This window comes from Psychrobacter sp. 4Dc (genome assembly GCF_002836715.1).
GTDB lineage: Bacteria > Pseudomonadota > Gammaproteobacteria > Pseudomonadales > Moraxellaceae > Psychrobacter.
This window is the reverse complement of the sequence record NZ_PJAT01000106.1, coordinates 21,792-40,797: the sequence shown is the minus strand read 5'-3', so window position 1 is coordinate 40,797 and position 19,006 is coordinate 21,792. Positions and strand designations below refer to the sequence as shown.

The 19,006-nt window shown below is 37.4% G+C and carries 9 protein-coding genes and 2 pseudogenes; 6 read left to right on the top strand and 5 right to left on the bottom strand.

Annotation, left to right across the window (positions count from 1 at the left end; translation table 11 throughout):
• A partial coding sequence (locus CXF61_RS09440) for a LysR family transcriptional regulator (protein WP_165598017.1) occupies positions 1–419 on the bottom strand: 419 nt, incomplete at its 3' end.
• Between the two features lie 228 nt (positions 420–647).
• Here CXF61_RS09440 and CXF61_RS09435 point away from each other — a divergent pair.
• Entirely contained in the window at positions 648–1,988 is a 1,341-nt protein-coding gene (locus tag CXF61_RS09435; RefSeq protein WP_102078019.1) for an MFS transporter, read from the top strand.
• Positions 1,981–3,450, top strand: a complete 1,470-nt coding sequence (locus CXF61_RS09430) for an aldehyde dehydrogenase family protein (RefSeq protein ID WP_102078018.1) — start codon at positions 1,981–1,983, stop codon at positions 3,448–3,450. Before CXF61_RS09435 ends, CXF61_RS09430 begins: the two co-directional genes overlap by 8 nt.
• Positions 3,451–3,585: 135 nt before the next feature.
• On the opposite strand, the pseudogene CXF61_RS14185 reads toward CXF61_RS09430, so the two are convergent.
• Positions 3,586–3,762, bottom strand: a pseudogene (locus CXF61_RS14185) (IS5/IS1182 family transposase); the annotation flags it as partial.
• A gap of 132 nt (positions 3,763–3,894) precedes the next feature.
• Between CXF61_RS14185 and CXF61_RS14180 the strand changes: the two are divergent.
• A pseudogene (locus tag CXF61_RS14180) lies at positions 3,895–4,634 on the top strand (IS3 family transposase); the annotation flags it as partial.
• A 256-nt stretch (positions 4,635–4,890) separates the two neighbouring features.
• On the opposite strand, the gene CXF61_RS09420 reads toward CXF61_RS14180, so the two are convergent.
• Positions 4,891–5,685, bottom strand: a complete 795-nt coding sequence (locus CXF61_RS09420; protein WP_165598015.1) for an alpha-hydroxy-acid oxidizing protein — start codon at positions 5,683–5,685, stop codon at positions 4,891–4,893.
• A 212-nt stretch (positions 5,686–5,897) separates the two neighbouring features.
• On the opposite strand from CXF61_RS09420, the gene CXF61_RS09415 reads away from it, so the two are divergent.
• From CXF61_RS09415 to CXF61_RS09405, 3 genes are read left to right on the top strand one after another with little or no spacing between them, the layout of a single operon-like run.
• A complete protein-coding gene (locus CXF61_RS09415) occupies positions 5,898–6,458 on the top strand; it encodes a hypothetical protein (protein WP_102078014.1) in 561 nt (186 codons plus the stop codon).
• Complete coding sequence (locus tag CXF61_RS09410) at positions 6,458–8,782, top strand: hypothetical protein (protein WP_102078013.1); 2,325 nt, start codon at positions 6,458–6,460, stop codon at positions 8,780–8,782. Before CXF61_RS09415 ends, CXF61_RS09410 begins: the two co-directional genes overlap by 1 nt.
• Positions 8,775–12,032 (top strand): site-specific integrase, encoded by a 3,258-nt coding sequence (locus CXF61_RS09405; protein ID WP_180952614.1) that lies wholly within the window; start codon positions 8,775–8,777, stop codon positions 12,030–12,032. The genes CXF61_RS09410 and CXF61_RS09405 overlap by 8 nt, the downstream gene beginning before the upstream one ends.
• Positions 12,033–12,091: 59 nt before the next feature.
• Here CXF61_RS09405 and CXF61_RS09400 read toward each other — a convergent pair whose 3' ends face one another.
• Together CXF61_RS09400 and CXF61_RS09395 are read right to left on the bottom strand one after the other, a co-directional pair.
• Positions 12,092–12,763, bottom strand: a complete 672-nt coding sequence (locus tag CXF61_RS09400) for a hypothetical protein (RefSeq protein ID WP_102078011.1) — start codon at positions 12,761–12,763, stop codon at positions 12,092–12,094.
• A complete protein-coding gene (locus CXF61_RS09395; protein WP_102078010.1) occupies positions 12,753–18,989 on the bottom strand; it encodes a P-loop domain-containing protein in 6,237 nt (2,078 codons plus the stop codon). The genes CXF61_RS09400 and CXF61_RS09395 overlap by 11 nt, the downstream gene beginning before the upstream one ends.
• Between the last annotated feature and the right edge of the window lie 17 nt (positions 18,990–19,006).

The window sequence follows — 19,006 nt, the reverse complement described above, 5'->3', positions numbered from 1 at the left end:
ATAAGCCAATCTGAAAGCTTTTTCATATCAACAGTAATTACTTCCACAGCGATATTTGGAGCAATTTTCTCTAGGCTTGAGAGAATTAAAGGTAAAAAATACATACCTCCGATATCTGTCAAAGCGATTCTAAAGCAGCGATTACTGTTCCTAAAATCAAACTCCTTCACTTCATTGATAACATTTTCAATATCCAATAAAGGTTGATTTAGAGAATCGTATAGTTGAGTTGCATGAAAGGTTGGAATCATTCCCTCTCTAGTTCGGGTAAATAATTGATCTTTCATCAAATATCGCAACCGAGAAAGGCTATGACTGACCGAAGGTTGGGTAATATTCAAACGTTCAGCTGCTAAACTCACACTCTTCGTATCAAAAATTGTAATAAATACTTTTATCAACTTCAAATCGACAACCATGGTTTCATCCTACCAACACTACAAATATAGATAACAGTTATATTTAAACATATATTTTATTAATTTGCTCTATAAAAAAAATCTATCTAAGCTAAAAGATACAAATCAATATGCATGACTGATAAAGAACATCAGTCCAAGTGTATATCTGATAGTAAACAGGGATTGGGCAAAAACTAAATCGACATGTACGATTTTTATAGTTTTTAGCCTCAAAAGGATGAAGTAATGCAAAATATCAATGCTGCAACACTGATTGATAAGGCTCCATTAAATACTCAACATAAAATTTTAGTATTTTGGTGTGCCTTAATTATGTTATTTGATGGCTATGACCTAGTCATATATGGCTCTGTATTGCCCCGTTTAATGGCTGAATGGCACCTTACACCACAAACCGCGGGATTATTAGGCGCAGCCTCCTTAATGGGTATGATGATAGGTGCAGTTACTCTAGGAATGGCAGCCGACAAATTTGGTCGAAAGAATATTATCGTCGCCTGTACAATTTTATCAAGCCTAGCCGTTGCAATGAATGGCTTTGCCTATGATACAACAACTTTCTTTATTTGCCGCTTATTAACGGGTGTTGGATTAGGCGGGGCAGTACCTAATCTTGTTACTATTATTAAGGAAATGGCACCTAGTAGTCATCGTAATCGTTTAATTAATTTAATGCTATCGTTCTATGGAGTAGGTGCAATTATTTCAGCTTTATCTGGTTTGTTTTTAATTCCAACCTTTGGATGGGAAGTCACGTTTTGGATAGCAGGTAGCTGTATCTTAGTTGTTCCAATTATGTATAAAACTTTACCTGAATCAATTAGTTATCTCATTCAAAAAAACAAACAATCCGAAGTTATTAGAACTCTAGCGAAGTTTAATCCCGCTCATAAACATCAGCCAAATATGCATTATGTAGTTGATGTCACAGCTCATCAGCAAAAAATTCCATTAATTGGTTTGTTTACTGAAGGTAAAGCGACCAAAACCTTATTGATTTGGATTGGTTTTGCAATGGTAATGCTTATGGTTTATGGGTTAAGCACATGGTTACCAAAGCTAATGAATGTCGGAGGATATTCTCTAGGTTCGAGTATTACTTTCCTTGTTACCCTCAACTTAGGAGCAATTATTGGTGCATTAGTTTTTGGTGTGCTGGCCGATAAATGGGGAGCAAAAGCTACGCTAATCTTTGGCTATTTACTCGCGGCTGTATCCATCAGCTTTTTAGGCTTTCATCCACCGGCATTTATTCTAAGTTTTTTACTGATAATTGCAGGCGGTGCGACCGTAGGTTCAATGTCAGTCATACATACCTTAGCGGCAGATTTCTATCCTGCTAATATTCGTTCTACCGGCGTCAGTTTCTCTGCAGCAATGGGACGTTTCGGAGCAATTTCAGGTCCTTTATTTGGAGGGTACCTCTTAGCGATGGATCTACCATTTGAGCAAAATTTTATGTTCTTTGCGATTCCAGGCATTATTGGTGCAGTTGCAATCGGTTTATTTACACATCAAAAATCATCATTAGCCCATCAAGCTTTAAAAGGAGAAGTTTATGAATAATCAGATAAATAGTACGGGTCATATTTGGAAGGATCATATTTTCCAAGGCAAATGGGTTAAAACAAATCATAAATCCCGCAATATTGTGAATCCAGCTAATGGTAATATTCTATCATCGGTTCAATTGGCTTCTACAGACAATGTAAATACTTCTGCTGAGATTGCTACTCAAGCACAAATTTTATGGAAAAGCAGTACTTTTGAAGTACGTGCAAAAATTATAAGAAAAGCAGCTCAATGGTTCGAAAAAAACATTCAAACTTTCATTGACTGGAATGTTCAGGAATGCGGCTCGACTTTATTAAAAGCTGGTTGGGAGGCAAACGCCTGTATTGAGCAGCTTTATATGGCATCTTCTATGCCTATGGCAGCTTCGGGAGAAGTTTTCCCTTCTTCTATCCCAAACAGAACGAATGTATGGCAACGTGTACCTCTAGGGGTAGTTGGAGTAATTTCCCCATGGAACTTCCCATTGCTTCTGTCCATTCGCTCTATAGCTCCGGCTTTAGCCATGGGTAACAGTGTCATTTTGAAACCATCTGAATTTAGTAATATCACAGGTGGAGCCTTATTGGCATGGTTATTTGAAATGGCTGAATTACCTGAAGGTGTATTTCAGGTTTTAAACGGAGAAAGTCAAATTGGCGAAGCTCTAGTTAACCATCACCAAGTTAATATGATTTCATTTACAGGTTCAACTGGCGTAGGTAAAAAAATTGCTGAATCTTGTGCTAAACAATTAAAAAAATGTGCACTGGAATTGGGTGGAAATAATGCCATGATTATCTGTGAAGATGCCGACTTGGATATAGCTGTAAATAACGCAGTTTGGGGGACTTTCCTGCATCAAGGGCAAATTTGTATGCAAACTGGGCGCCATCTAGTTCATCGTAATGTTGCAGATTCTTATATTCAGAAGTTAAAGCAAAAAGCATTATCTCTTAAAGTTGGAGATCCATCTTCACCAGATACACATTTAGGTCCACTCATCAATGCAGCACAACACCAAAAAGTCTCTGATATGGTAGAGAATGCTGTAAGTCAAGGTGCCGTTCTAGAATGTGGCGGTAGAGGTGACAAATTATTCTATCATCCTACCATAGTTACCAATATCAATAAGGATGATCCAATTTTTACCGATGAAATCTTTGGCCCTGTGGCTCCTGTTTTAATATTTGATGATATTGACGAAGCAATTGATATTGTCAATTCATCTAAATATGGACTTGCTGTTGCAATCCATAGCCGTCGTACCGCAGCAGCATTTAATTTAGCCAAAGAAATCAAAAGTGGTATGATTCATATTAACGATCAGACCGTAAACAATGAATACCATGTACCTTTTGGCGGTATGGGTGAATCAGGCTATGGTGGTCGTTTTGGTGGACCAGCTAATTTTGATGAATTTAGTCAACGCCAATGGGTCAGTATTCTCGATCAAGGAATTCAGTATCCATTGTGAGATTCTCTTGTTAACTAGCAAAAATAAACCCAGCTAAAAAGCTGGGTTTATTGATTAACACATATAGGGCATATTGAATATTTAAAGTTTTAACCAGAGATACGCCCAATCGAGTGCTACCATATTCTCGTAACTTTACTTGAGACGATCAAAGCTAGTCGCAACTGTCCTGTAGTTTCTCAATGTAGCAAAAGCATTTTCTATTAAGTATCGCGCCTTGCACAAGTGCCAGTCTATATGATCATTAGTGGACTTAATGTTCTGTTTTCTGGGAGTATTATTGAAGAAAATCGCTTGTTTAATATACGCCCGCGATGGGTCAAAATTATAATGAGCTATGCTGAAGCAAGCGTAGAGACAAACTTGGTAACCTGGCGACTCGATAGGGAGCTTACCATTACTAAGAGAGACCTAACCTAAAGCACAGAGTTCAAAGCCGAAGCTATTAAGAAAATATCATACAACAGCGATAATATCTCAGCCGCCGAAAAACAGTTTGGCACAGCCATGCAGACCTTATCTAACTTTCACAATAAAGCCAACCAAGGTAAGTTTTTCGTTACAGAAAAATATGATCCTGAGCTTATGAGAGCTCTTGAAGAGAACAATCGCCTTAAACGACAGCTTAAAGTTGTGGAGGAGAAACGAGGGGTATCAAATGAGGAGGAATAAAGCAAAGCACTGCTTTATCCCGATGTACAAGCCACCGCGTACTTTGCGAAAAATAGTCAGTGAAGTATGCCTTTATCAAAGCCAACCAAAAGATATTTAGCATCGCCCGTATGTGCAATATGTTGGACATTAAACCATTAAGCGACTATGACTAGCTAAGTCGTGATATTAGCGACTATTGTGAGCTACTAGTTAAGGCCGCTCACAGTGAAACTAGTGAGTGTTAAGGTGTTAATCGATTGCATGTGAAGCTGACAGAGCAAGGCTATGATATTAACCCATATATGATCAGAAGCATCAAAGAAGTACACGGCATCACATGCTGTCGTCACAAACATTTTAAAGTCACTACTGACTCAAAGTACAACAAGCTGGTTGATCCAAGCGTGTTGAATTAGACGTTTGATGCCAACCGTCCTAATGAGTCTTGGGTCAGTGATATTACCTATATTTGGACGAATAAAGGTCGGTTATATTTAACAGGGATTAATGACTTGTACATCAAAGAGCTGTGTTAGCAGTGAGACAAGAATTCAAAAAGGTTTGGGCTACAGATCGTCAAGATAGATGTTGTTTGACTTTTATCGGCAGGCTGCGTAACTAAAACATCCCAAGTTTAACTGTACGGATTCGACAATATAGGTCTTAATGTTGCCCTTTGAGTATTGTGCGAGAACTTAAAGACTAACCATTTCCTATTATTTTCTTCTCAATTTTCAGTAAGCCCCAGCAATATTTTAAGTAATTAAAATATCTGACCCTAGTTTCTTATTTAGCTGAAGTCAGATATTTTGAATTTAACAAATTGGTAGACGGACATCCAATTTGCGCTAGCGTTCGATCGACATCTTGTTTTAAAAGCTGAATGACCCCATCGACCCCCGCTTCTCCTTGAGCTGCTAAACCGTAAAGCGTAGCTCGTCCTAGACAAACCATATCTGCGCCTAGACACAATGCTTTAACAATATCCGAACCTCGTCTAAAACCGCTGTCAATTAATACAGGTTTATCCATTACTTGTGCAACTTCCGCCAATGTTTCCATTGGTGAAATACTACAGTCTAATTGTCTTCCACCATGATTAGATAAGATCACACCATCAGCCCCGCATTGCACTGCAATATTTGCATCTTCATGACGGACGAGCCCTTTTAATAATAAGGTATGGGGCCAAATTTCCCGAATGCGTTTTAAACTCTCGGTATCAAAAGTGGCATCCATTTGACGACTCATCAGTGCTGCTTGAACTTCCAGACTAGTGCTTTGTGAAGTGACAAAATTCGCCAATTGAGGCATACCATTACGCATAAAACGCAATGCCCAAGCAGGATGCAATATCCCATCTAGCAATAAACTTGGAGTGAAACGGAGTGGTAAACCAAACTCATTACGAATATCACGTTCGCGATAACCATTCACACTAACATCTAAGGTAATAATTAAAGTAGTATAGCCTGCAGTCAATGCTCGCTGTACCATGTGTTCAGCTAGCTCCTGATGTACAACATAAAGTTGAAACCACTTTTCTCCATCACAAGCCTGTGCCACTTCTTCAAACCCCAATTCTAACCTTTTAACCTAACAAAATCATAAAATCTAAAAACCTCTTAAAGCTATATTTTATATAGCTTTAAGAGGTTTTTTATATCTAAAATAATACTAAATGTTTAATAAAATTAATTATTTTACGATTTTAAAACCCACAAAAATAAAGCGTTTGACACCTGAGTGGTTATTAGATAACATGAATTGTATTCACTAATATCGTATATAAGATGAAAAATAATAAACTTAAGGTTGGGCAAAAACTTGCTATTCCTAGTAAGGATTATTTGTATGTACATCCGTATGCTAGAGCTGCTTTATGTGTTTGGCAGAGACTGAGACCTAAAACTCCTTATATCGATATGAAGTTTTTGGATAACTTTTACCGTCCACCACTTCGCTTGGTTGAGGGAAGGAATAATACTTTTTATTTCTTTAACGATTTCGAGAGAGTCGATCAGGTCTTAAGATTCGAGAATGATAGTGATTACCCATGTTTAATCATCCCTGAAAGTATCAATGATATTCAGCAGCTAGCATGGCGAGAAGTAGTCAGTTTGATTTCCTTGAAAGGTGTCAATCATCCTGATTTATTTAAGACACTGAAAAATAACGCGCCTCAAAGTGTTATATGTCAGTTGATGCGTATTAAGTATTTGACCGTAAAGGAATACTGCCGCTTTGCACGTATTAGCCAGAGCAACTATGAGTATCAACAATGCAAGTTTGCATCAGAAGAGCGTGTCATAGGTATGCCTAAAAGCATGGACTGGCTGAGTGACGCACGCTAATGAATATGCATAAATTCGATACTACTGAATTACAGAGAGTCCTAGAACAGTTGGTACCCTCTAACTCACCGCACTATATAAAAGTACAAAATCTGGTTGTTAATCTGCTGGATATCAATCCAAACTTTTACCTGCACATTGGTGAACATGCCAGCCTAGATATACAGGTATTGACACCGTCTGAATGTGAAGCTATTGCTGGTACAGTTATCAAAGAGAAAAAGATTGAGGATTGGGCCGTCACTTATATGCTGGTTTTGTTTTACCAGAGATATGGTCAAGTACATATTAATAATGAAGCATGGCGGTTTATGAGTGCATACCTGCAAGTCATTATTATGATTGCTGCACGTAAAGATGAGCACTCTGCCAAAATCAATCAGCTAAGTGTGCGCTTTAGAATGGGATTAAAGAACAACAACCCACAATCTAAGATCGTCGACAAGTTAATCACTATTCATGCTCAACATGATTCAATGGCAAACGTACTATCAGCGTTACGTCAGTATGAAGCTCAGACAAAAAATAACGAAGCATCAGGCAAAGTCATTAATCAAAAATTGGCGGGTAAAATTGGGCAAATACGACTTGCTTATGAAGTGATTGCAGAGAACAAAGTCTTTGTAGGCAAAACTTATAGCAATTCAAAAGATAATGAGCCTAGCAAAGAACACTCTAATACGTTGTACCTTGATAGTACTGACGAACCACTAAGAGCGACAGTATTTGGCAATACCCATAGAGAGGATAACGTTGCTTACGATGAAAATATTGCTGACGACGAACCACCTAAACTTTTAGACAATGACTTCAAACCTTCCAAGACAACAGCCAAATCCTCAGAGTTACAACAATGGAGGCTAAAAAACAACTACCGACATGCCCGCCGCAATCAATTTAATTTTCCCACCAATATTCGTCAACTCAGCCTACTAAGTTATCAAATGCTATTTGCTCGAATGTGGCAGCTTTTTACCACTGTCAGCTATAAACAGCGTCAGGTTTATGCCGTTATATTACTATCAATGCTAAGTGGCCGTAAGATTCAAGAAGTGGTTCAGGAGCTGCAGTTGGATAAAAGTCAGCGTAAGTGGCTGAGTCATGAGAGCGGTTCGGCTGCTGATGGTTATGTTATGAGCATCACTATTAACGTGACCTCGAATCGTAGAAGTCACTTATTACCGTATCGTCAGAGTTACGATAATGAATTCAAACTACCTCTACCAATTAGATTACAAGCGGTTATTAAGAATAAGTTTTTGGTTAATAGCCATGATGTTTCTGAGGTGCTAGTAAGCTTAAAAAAACAGCTGGACTTGCCAGCATTATCAAACCAGCATATTGATGCTTGTTTATATACGATTATCAAGAATGAGCTTCATGAGCCACTCCATGCCGAGATTCTGACTGGGGTTGATGTGAAGCACAGCTCACCTTTGTACTACACCAGTATTGAGACGATAAGCTTAGAGCAGACATACAGCAATGCTATACATCTATTGACCCAATATTGTACAGCGGACATTCAGAATGAAGTTCGACCATTTATTCTATCTAGCACGAAAAGTAATCAGTACAAAAAATATATCGGTAGTGACATGACTTTAAATACTGATATCTGCCAAAGATTCTTTGATGAGCTTGCTGAGGCAGCTGAGAGCTATAACGGTCGATTAAAGCGGAACGTAAGCATAAGGCAGGACCGTTATATTGAGCAGTTTAATGCTTATGGTGTCTGGCTATGGCACATCATATTTATTCAGACTGGGATTAGACCTGTAAAGCATGCGCCGGGGCTTTTAAATCAATTTGACTTTAGGCAAAGGCTGTTATGGGTGTCCGATAAAGAAGAGCGTCAGGGACAAGGGCAGGGAAGACTCATTCCTCTAAGTGATTTCTTGATCACAGCCGTTCAAACCTATATTGAATATATCAATCAATTTGCAGTCCTCCATAATGCAATTTATCCAAATGACCAATTCCCACTAGACGACATATTGAAATCTAAACAGCCGCTCATCCAGCTTTTTAGTAAAAATCCTAAAGGGTTTTCTGGTATTACGCCTAGTAAAATTCGTTATCAGACAAGGCATTTTTTTAGCCATCAAGATAATTGGCTAAGGCATCAATTACGCTCAATCCTAACAAATAAGCCTCCTGAGCATCTGATCTGCGCCTTATATGGTCATGAACATCCAGATCAGGAGGCTATGAACCCCATGTCGTCACTATCCATTAATGAGCTAAAAGAACTATCTGCTGACTTAGATAAAGTTGCAGTTGAGCTTAACCTACGACAAGTTGAGGTGAATGTATATGGATAATGCCGTTGCTCATCAGTTAAGAGAAGAAAATAGAAGCAAAAGTTATGATGCTATCAAAAATGAGGCGAAAGTTTTGATAGCGTCTTATGTGGACGAGAATGCTATAACTACAGAAACAGACTTAACTGAATACTATCAAGCAATCGATAACGCGCTTAAGACGCGCTTTGATACCGCCCATACTTACTATTTAGCCAGACAAGGTTTTTTAGCATCCATTCGAAATTACAACAAAAAGAATGGTACTGATTTAGATGAACCTGTGGTGCCCGTCATCGCAGAGCGCGATAATTTAATCATCTCTTATGATTGGATGGTGAATGGCGCTCAAGTAAGCCTTGCTAGTCAGCAAATGATTGAAATATGGCAACGAAAAAGAAAGTTCTCAAACAATGATTTAATTGAGTCAGCGCTCTACTGTAGCATGATGTATGGTGGATTAAATGATATAGATGCACTAAAAGCTCTGTATCAATGGCTCCTAGGCGAACGCGATATCTACCGGCTGCAGTTGCCAGGAGCGGATCAGTCATCAATCTCGAATGCTAGCAGTGAACATTTAGCGCTAATTTTACTAAGTATTTATGATGACAATTATGGTTGTTCTCATAGGAAAGGTCATATTTTAGAGAATGTATCTACTACAAGCTTACAGCGCTATGTAGAGTACATACCTGACGATATGACACTTTGCTTTCTATATGCGCTGAAAGATAAAAACCTGAACAGAGAAGGTGTGAAATCGTTTGAAACCATTATTAGTGATACTTGTAAGAAGCTAAAACTACAAAATAAAGATAAAAGTAAACCGCATCTATCGCAATTAATAAAATATGCGAACTATCATTGGCGGCAGATGAAGGGTACCGATATAGATAGTGCGCTGTCTATTGTTAGACAAGGCAAAATCAAAACCACTGGCTTAAGTATAAATGAGCTCATTAATTATAACCAAGAGGCGATTGGCTCAAACCCGCCACCACTTAATTGGTCAGAGCTGTTTGTAGCAAGTTATTCAGGATTAAGTAAAAGAAGTGCTAATAAAAATAATTATCCAAGCTTTAGCAAAAATCTCATTAAAAAGGTGCAAGATGCTCTCAAAGGCAGCAGGGTATCAGCTATTTCGCATATAGAGTTATTACAACAGGATTTCGCTCAACCGAATGCCACGCGTCTTTTAGGGTGGGTCAAGAGCTTATTGAGTGATAGTAATAGCAGGCTAGATACCATCAGTAAATACGTGGGCTGTATTGGTCGTGATTGGCTGATGCTAACGATGGATGAGACTCTTGATGAATGGTCGGATGAAGACTTTGAAGCTGTCTATGAGGAGATTATTCAAAGTAAGATTAAGGATGGTCGTAAATTTTCGATACTTAAAAAAGATTCTGATTTCAACGATGAAGCTATAAGTAACATAAATGAAGATGCAGGCATTATCGAAAGTGAGGTACCTGATTCCCCAAGCGTATTAAATGAGCTGGCAAGTGACATTAAAGTATCTTACTTAGATCAGCTTAAAGATACTCAAAAATTTACCTATGGTCGCCTGAGAGCATTTCATGATTATCAAATAGAGTATTACGATGCTCCATATGTGTATTTTCCATGGGGTAATAAACGTCAGGTTATAAAGGCGAGTATGATATCGCCTCGTATATATCATGCGATGAAAGAGTATCTGGTCACCTCGGATTTAGACTATGAACAGAAAAACCTTTGCTTAGTAGTCTTAAATCTGGCATACCGAACAGGAATGCGAATAAAGGAACTCATCGGTATTAAAGTTGCTGATGTAGCAGATATCTATGCTGATGAGCATGGACAACGAATAGAACAACCACAAATATGGCTAAGACCGAATCGCTATCGAAGATTGAAAAGTAGCAGTGCAAGTAGGCTTATACTGGTTGATTGCTTACTTAAGCAAGACGAGCTGGAACAATTTGTTCAGCTATATCATCAGCAGAAAAGACTGAAGCGACGTTACTTGTTTTCTCAAGGATCAGGTGATCAGCCGTTACCCAGTGTATTTTTTAGTAATCTCATGAAGTTGATTTGGGATAGATTGCTAGGAGAGCATGACTTCACATTTCATAGCTTTAGACATACTGCTATTAGTCAACTGGCATTAGTACTACGTGAATCTTCATTGGTACAGGTGATGACGGATTATAATAACGACCAGTGCGAAAAAATAGTGAAAGGAATTCTTGGTTATCACAAAGAGCAGGGCGCTTGGTTTGGGCTGGCAAGTCTTGCAGGGCATTTAACGTGCGACACAACCTTCGAGCATTACATTCATACTGCTCACTTGCTAGCAGGGGAACAGCTCAGCAGAGCGTGCTTGCAGCTACCTATAACCGTTTTAGAGTTAATAACAGGGCTTGGTTATTCCGCTATATATAGACAAGATAAAACTGCTTATGATGCAACGACAAAGACGGTGCAGCTAAATAAGATAAGACCATATTTACTTAAAAAGATAGCTTCCAATAAAGTACCATTATTCAAGAATATAGATGAATCTGAAAACAATGCTAGCCAGCAACTGTTAAACGATAGTTTGAATGGATCGAAAGAGTCTATTCAAAAGTCAATTTTCATTCATCCTAAATATGCGGACGTCATAGGTTTTTTAGAGGACTTACAGAAGTTAAATATCAACTCTAGAAATGAGCTGTTACCTGAGATTGCTATTAGACATGGTATAAGTCTAAATGAATCTAAATGTTTATATCTGCGCGCTAGCGAGCTGTTTGATGATGACAGGCTATTACTAGGTAGGCCTAAAGGTAGTAAAAATCAGGAAGTAATAATTAGAGCATTAGATAGAGCTTATCAGATGTCTATAAAGGATCCTGAGAAGTTGGGAGTGTTTATTGAGATATTTGCACATAAACATAACTTAAATAACTCATCGATTCATTTTGGTATTAAGGAGACCCAGCTGGAGATGCTACAGAGTTTTATGCTAGTAGGCTGTCAGCTTATTGATGCCAGTCATTGGCAGGTTAGGGCATATAGCGAGCAAGTTGTAAGTGATGTTAAAAAAGACTTGAATCTGAACAGCTCAATACGTGTCGGTGCTCGTGAAAACTTCCACGGCTATGAGGTAAGGGTAGTGCAGAAAAAGCGTAAACGTTCTGGTAAGAATTTGGCTATTACTGATGATTACTACGCTTCGTCGGGGGTGCTGAAATATCTAGGGTATCTTTTGATTGTGCTAATTAAACATGACAATAAATAGTTAGTAATCATTATCGTTGCAAGTAGCAGCTATGAAACAATTAAGCCCGAGTAATTAAATTATTTAGGTTTATTATGTGAATCAACAGCTAAGCTAGCTAGCTCAGACCTATATTCTTCGAGTACAGACTCCGCTGTATCTATAAAGACAGTTAAGTTTTGAATGCGTTCTTCTATATTTTCAATTTTATCTGTCTCTGCTGTCTCATCACCATAAAACCTACTTAAAAAGGATTCTGGAGAGTTAAAAGCTTCAATAGACTCAATGAGTTTCACAATATCATTGTTTTTATCAGCAATATCGTTAAGGTATTTTAAGACACAGTGTGACATGACTACTTTTGATGATTTGTCGATAGCTAACAGTCTTTCTTGCCATCCTGCTTCGCTAACTTCAAGTGTGTCTTTACTATCATAGGGATTAAAAAACGAGCTAATGGGTATAACGGACTGAGGGCTTATCTTCTCTAACGTATCAATAAGAGCTTGGTTTTTCTTAAATAAACTATCTTCATCTGCTAAGCGATATCTTAATCGCCAAAACTCTAAAATTATTTCTTTAATCTCAAGTTGAATAGTTTTTGTCTCGTCTGCATTACCATATTCTCTTTCTTTATCAAAAAGTTCAGCTAAATAGTGAAGCATCCATCTCTCTAAAGTACTGGTAGAGCTTTCAAGCCCATATTCTTCTACAAGATTCTTTCCTAACTGCTCCAGTGATTTAGTATCCATATAACTCGCCGTCCTTAGTGATTAAATATACTTTTTTACTATTAGGAATATACCCAAACTCCTTATAATAATCCTCGTCCTTTCCATGTCTTGAATGAAGTCGATGTTCACCTGAAAATGATACTATTAAGTTCATATTTAAAGCTCTAAGCATACTGATGAGAAAATGCTTAGAAACGAGCATTTTAGTACCACGGGAGTACTCTTGATTACGAGAGCGCAAACGCCCCCAATAAGACGTTCTAATAACTTCACTACCATTTTTATCAAACCAAGTCTTACCAAGTGAGTCACAGCTTATGTTCATAAGTTCAATAACACTGTCAGTAGGTTTTAGACTTCTATACTCAATAGATGCTGACCAAGGGTCTTTCTCGAAAATGGTATTATCGAACCATTCAGATTCTGATATAAATGATTTTAAATTAAAGACACCGTTGTCAATATTAAAGTCGTCGCCTTGTTTTGGTAAACAATAATCGCTAGGGTCTGTGTAAGACTGCAACGAACGCAATAAAGCAAAAGATGTCTTAGGATCTACTAAGCTTGAACGCATGTTAAAACTTTTTTCTTTTCTATCAAATACTTCTGTCCAACTACCCCATATGGGCAACCAATCGTTATCAAAATTGAAATGTTCATCAAAGTCGCTTGATGACATACTGTACTCCCAACTTGGACTATTCTGCTCTATACCAATATGCCACTCGGTCGTTCGTTTAGGTGTAGGGTCTCTATAGTTCGATAGCCAAACGCCATTCAGCAATGTAAAATCATACTTCGATAGCCAATAAGAAAATGTATACCAGTCTTGTTGAACTAAGGGCCTTTTATTTAGCAATATATCTGCCGCAATCATCAGTGAATGATAGTTTCTATAAAATTCTAAATCTTCTACTTCTGGTGCTGAGCCATGACTATGATTTGTTGCTTGCCACTCATATATTGAAGATGAGTGTCTGCTATCTGTTAATTTATTCGGATTATTAAACAAGCTATCTTTGACAAGAGATACTTCATAGTAGGCATATTTGGCATGTAAACCAAAATATTCGCCAAGAGGCTCAATCCAATAAGGTCCAAAATCAATACCAAATGAATCTACTTCAGACTTATCGATATTCTGATATTCATCTAAATTAACAGCTTCTTTTTCTATAACCTCAAAATTTGAAGTTCCAATTGACTCGTAAGCTTCTACTTCAGTCAGTGTTAAACTAATAATATCTTGCTCATGTAGGTTCAGAAGAATTTTAGCAGAATAAAAACGGATTAAAATGTGAGGTTTATCTGGATTTATATTAGACTTGAAGAAGTCAATATAAGGTGCTATTGCGCTGGCATGTCCATTAGAAACCTTTAAAAAAGCTATGAGCAACCATTGAAGGGCAGTATAACTGTAATAACTAAAACGGTTGTCGATAAACGCTTTATTAGTCTGCATATCTATCTGATTTATTAAAGCATCTAATACGGGTTTTTGTTGGAGCTCTACCAGTACTTTGACAGCATGAGAATTAAGCCAACGTGTATAAAGAAAGGGTGATGCTAACCCTGAGACAACATAACCTGCATAGGCTTCCTCAATATTATCTGGAGGTATCAAATGAGCAAGCCACTCACCGTCAGATATATCATCAGATAAATCTTGTTCTAACAAGGTTAAACCATATTCTAATACGTCTTTTGAGTCTTCAGGATCGATGATTTTACTAATCATGCTTACCATGTTAAATAGTTGGTCACTATCTAGAAGTTCCGCGCTTTCTGAACGCCCTAATAATACCTGTCCAAGTAACTCACTCTCTGGAAGATTAGATATTAAACTCATTACAGTAATTAACTTCAAGTCACCATAGCGAAGACTGATGAATAGCTCTAATGTATGCCTGCGACAATATACTTTGAATTGTTCGCTAAAACATTCTCTTACGGCTTCACGTTGTTTCCATTTGTCAGGTATTGTTTTCAAAATAAAGTTTAATCTATATACCCCTATTTTAGGATCATTTAAGGTCGACTCTATATAATCGTAAACGTAGGTATTAGACAGCCTATTATGAAGCTCGCTATAGTAGCTATCATCTAATGAACTATATTCTTTAATACTTAGGTATCTATCTTGAGCTGATTGATAATCGTATTGGCTATCTAGTTGATCATCGATAAAAACGTTGGCCCAATCTATACTCTCAACTGTAGAGCTACAATCATAACTGGAGTCTCTTGATTTAAGTTTATCAGGCTCATAGGTATCGAAAAACCGTTGTATATCATCTATTTGTAGTGAGTAATTATCGTATAGCTTTTTAAGTATAGTTCTATTGTTTTCAGATGGATTAGGTATAACTTGATATTGATAGACTATAAGAATCACAGCTTTTTGAATTTCATTATCTAAACTATTAAATTGAATACCATCTAATATGTCTTTTAAATAAGAACCTGTTTCTAGGCAAAGCAAGGAAAGAAGTGCTAATGGTGAGATAAGCTTATGTTCTAAAAGCTTTTCTCCTATTGCACTGATTACTAAGTCATCTTCGCCAAACTGTCTATCACGCCACCTACTTGCAATAGCTAAAGCTGAATTTGGATGGATATCAACGAGTGCTTTAACGGTTGCATCCCAGTTAAAATGGTCTTCGTATATATATTTATATGTGAGCTCAGAACATCTAGCGAATCTGTAGGCTAGTTCAGGTTGTCCACTATACGTTAGCCCAGTGGTATTAGAAGCATGATAAATTAAAGCCTCCCATCGAGAAAAGTTTTCATCGCCAATCTTACTACTGACTTCTATAGCTTTATTAAAATATGACTCAGCCTGCTTGGTATCTAACGGTAGTATTGCTCTTGCAACTTCTACAATATCGTCCAGTATCTCATTTGCATTTATTTGAGCTTTAATTGCTCTCTCGAAGTTTTGTTGACTCAAATCGTAAGCAAAGTCTTTAAGTTCAGAACGCTGACAGCATATTCTTGTAAACTCATTTAGGGTTCTAGGAAGTAATGTAATTTCCCTAATACTAAGATAATCAAATAACTCCTGTACTAACTGTTTTATGTTTTGACTATTAGTAATGATAATTTTAAACCATGCCCATGCAATGTCTTCTACCATACTACGATTAAAGCGATATTCATCTGCTTTAGGGAGATAGGAGTCATTTAAAACAATACTAATCGACTCTTCAATACCTGAAATGGTTGACGTAGATAACAGGCTATCAGCTAACAAGTTATACCAAGGAATTAACTTTTCAATATTATTGGTAATTTCATTCAGTTCAAATGAACTGTTAGATTTTTCGATTTTTGCTTTACTGTTTGCGTCAATAATGTCTTCTATTGTTAATTCGCTAGCTTGCCACTTAGCTAATAATGCATAAGCAAGCATATATATTGATTTTTCATAGTGACCACGAGTATCTTCAAGCTCATAAGGAAATCTGATTGGCATATAACGGGATAATATATCTGAAGCAGTTATCCCATTACAGACTTCAGATCTATAACATGCTAACAGGTAGTTCGTCATAGTATGCAAACTTACAGGTCGAGTTCCATCTTGTAATTCAATTAAAACGCCTTTACGACTTATAATTTTGAAAGATCTTGATAAATATTGAGCGGGAATATCATAGTTATGTTGAACGGTTTCGTTTACTATACCCAATGTGAAATAAATGTTATTGCTGGCATGTTGTAGCATGGACTTTAAATCTGCCAACTTGTTATAAAGTAGAAATTCCTGTGCTACTTGAGTTGCTACCATATAGATTACTGATTTTGGTTTCCATTTATTCAGCCAAATTAAGCTTTGTTCAGCGCCATGTATGTTGAAATGAGCAATAAATAGCCGCACAATATCTTTATCATCAACTCCTGTATGATATCTTCCATCTTCAGGTTGCTTGAACAAGCTATGAAGCCAGTCTTCAGCTACTCGAAGTTTACTTCTTGCTTCACTCATTAAGTTTTCTTTATATGAAAGCAGTTGCGCTTCATAGGCGAATTTTGCACCTAGCCATTTATTTTCTAAAGTGAAAATATCATTAGCGATTAACTCTTGTAACTTGTTATCATCAAAAAAAACTGAAGCTAAGTCTAAATTTTCTGCTATTAAGGCATTTTGTCGGGTTTGAGCGGCACTTTCACCACCAGCCATTAATGCTAGCTTAGCAACATCAACTAACCTATTAAGCTTAATGCCTGCTTTGATTGCAAATTGAAGCCGTTGTACTTCAATGTGTCTTCTTTCTAGTGAGGAGGTTTCAGGTAGAAGTTTAGAGCTTAAGACTGCATCGAAAAGATCTTCATATTCCTCAGCCTCTAGCATTAGCTGTGGTAAAACTGAGGCAACATAATGTGAGTCGCTAACCAGAGGTTTGAGCGTAGTGATATAAGCTCCAAGTTGTTGACTGTCTTTGGGACGATACTTGTCTCTAAACCAAGTTTCTGTTGGTTCATCAATAAATTGGATATAATCATCTAGTAACCGAATGGGATGTCCACCAATATCTGCGATAAAGCTTCTGATTTGCTCTTCAGGAACCTGTGATATTTTCGCGAGTACCTCGATAGGTAGTAGAGGTCTAAGAATCGCAATAGACTCACACAGCTTGTCTATTTTGGCGCTCTCAATAAAGTTATCTTCTTTAATCTTATCGACGGCTGCTTCTAATAAATCACTTATAGTGTCTTCAATGCTTTTAGGGTTTGTACCGAAGAAGCGTAGGGTTTCTGGTAAGCTTTGCTCTTTTGCCAGTGCCATATATTGGATACGTGGATTTTGAGATGTTAGTCTGTGAAATTCCGACACATCTGCAGGCGATATTTGATCATAGTGTTTTTCTAAATTATGCTTAGTCTCTTCAAGAGTAAAGGGGTTTAAATTAAGTAACTTAACTGCTGAAGGTGCATCAAGTAACGTCAATCTGTAGGGTCTACAGAAACTAATTAATTTGACATTGTCAGGAAAAGATTCTTTGATTAAGTCTTTAATAAAAGATCTGACTTCTCCAAATTCTTCAGCTGCCATTTGAGCGTTATCAGCGGCATCAATCACAATCGAAAGGATTGCGTTAGGGTTAATGTAATTAAGCTTCTCTGCGGCTTGCTCAATTCTTGATAAAAATGCTTTAATATAATCGAAATCTGTAGCTGAGGAGCTTGGAATTAAAGGATGGGATAACCCTTTTGCTGCTAGTTCATTAGCTATTTGAACCAAAGCTGTTCTGTGAGTATGCCTTAAAGTTGAGGTGTTTCTATAATCCCCATCCCCAAAACAATCGTAAACAATAGAGATTGAATCTTCAGGTAGGTATTCATGAATGTGAGAAGCAAAGATAGTTTTGCCAACACCACCTTCTGCTTGAATTATAAAAACATTGAAATTATCATCAATAATCTGGCTAGTAAGTTGTTGCTCTTGCTCACGTTGAATAGGGTTCTCAACTATCTTAATTAGATTTTTCACTGGAAATAGAGCGTCTTCATTTGTATTAAGCGTTCTTAAAACGTCGATTTTATTAATAGAGTTGCTATTTTGACTTTCGCTTAACGCCTTTCTCGTGATTAGCTCTTTTAAACTAATAGGGGAGTGTGCGTCAGAGCCAGCGAGATAAGTTGCGGTTTCTGAGGCAAGAATATTACGTTGTTCCCAGTAATCGTCAGCAGTGATATCAAAAGTTATTAATTTACAAAAGTCAGAGAGGTTTTGACCGTTTAAGCCTGTATATAGCTCAAGCTTTCTTTGATTAGTCAGCTTAGTAGAGTACCCTAAAGCTACTTGTTTGATACTCTCATGAAAGCCTTCATTAATAGATCTGTTCGATACGAATATAAACTTGAGCTTAGCTTGGGCTGATTCTTTACCAATAACCTCAATAAGAGCTTTGTAGCGGTCGCTGAAACCTTCTATCGTATTTCTTAGTTTACTTGGGTCAAAAGGAGTTTCCTTACTCTTCGTCGTATGCTTTAGCTGATAATATTTGATGCTATCAGCTGTCTCAAAACTTTCTCCGCCATAATATTCAGCGACGTCAACCACATATTCCCCATCAGAAACATGCTGGTCACCTAACTCAACAGAAGAGACTCCTTCTATCGTTATTAGCTTTAATTTGGAATCCGACTGTAGCAGTAATAAAGCTCTTCTTGATGCCCATAAATAGTGAAACTGGTCACCATCACGGCTTGTTCTGACTAAATCAGTTGACGACATTTTAAAGAACTCTTCTT

Bases quoted from the DNA above. Each gene is read 5' to 3' on its own strand.
- CXF61_RS09430 (WP_102078018.1), top strand. From the start codon at position 1,981: ATGAATAATCAGATAAATAGTACGGGTCATATTTGGAAGGATCATATT.
- CXF61_RS09400 (WP_102078011.1), bottom strand. From the start codon at position 12,763: ATGGATACTAAATCACTGGAGCAGTTAGGAAAGAATCTTGTAGAAGAA.
- CXF61_RS09415 (WP_102078014.1), top strand. From the start codon at position 5,898: ATGAAAAATAATAAACTTAAGGTTGGGCAAAAACTTGCTATTCCTAGT.
- CXF61_RS09405 (WP_180952614.1), top strand. From the start codon at position 8,775: ATGGATAATGCCGTTGCTCATCAGTTAAGAGAAGAAAATAGAAGCAAA.
- CXF61_RS09395 (WP_102078010.1), bottom strand. From the start codon at position 18,989: ATGTCGTCAACTGATTTAGTCAGAACAAGCCGTGATGGTGACCAGTTT.
- CXF61_RS09435 (WP_102078019.1), top strand. From the start codon at position 648: ATGCAAAATATCAATGCTGCAACACTGATTGATAAGGCTCCATTAAAT.
- CXF61_RS09410 (WP_102078013.1), top strand. From the start codon at position 6,458: ATGAATATGCATAAATTCGATACTACTGAATTACAGAGAGTCCTAGAA.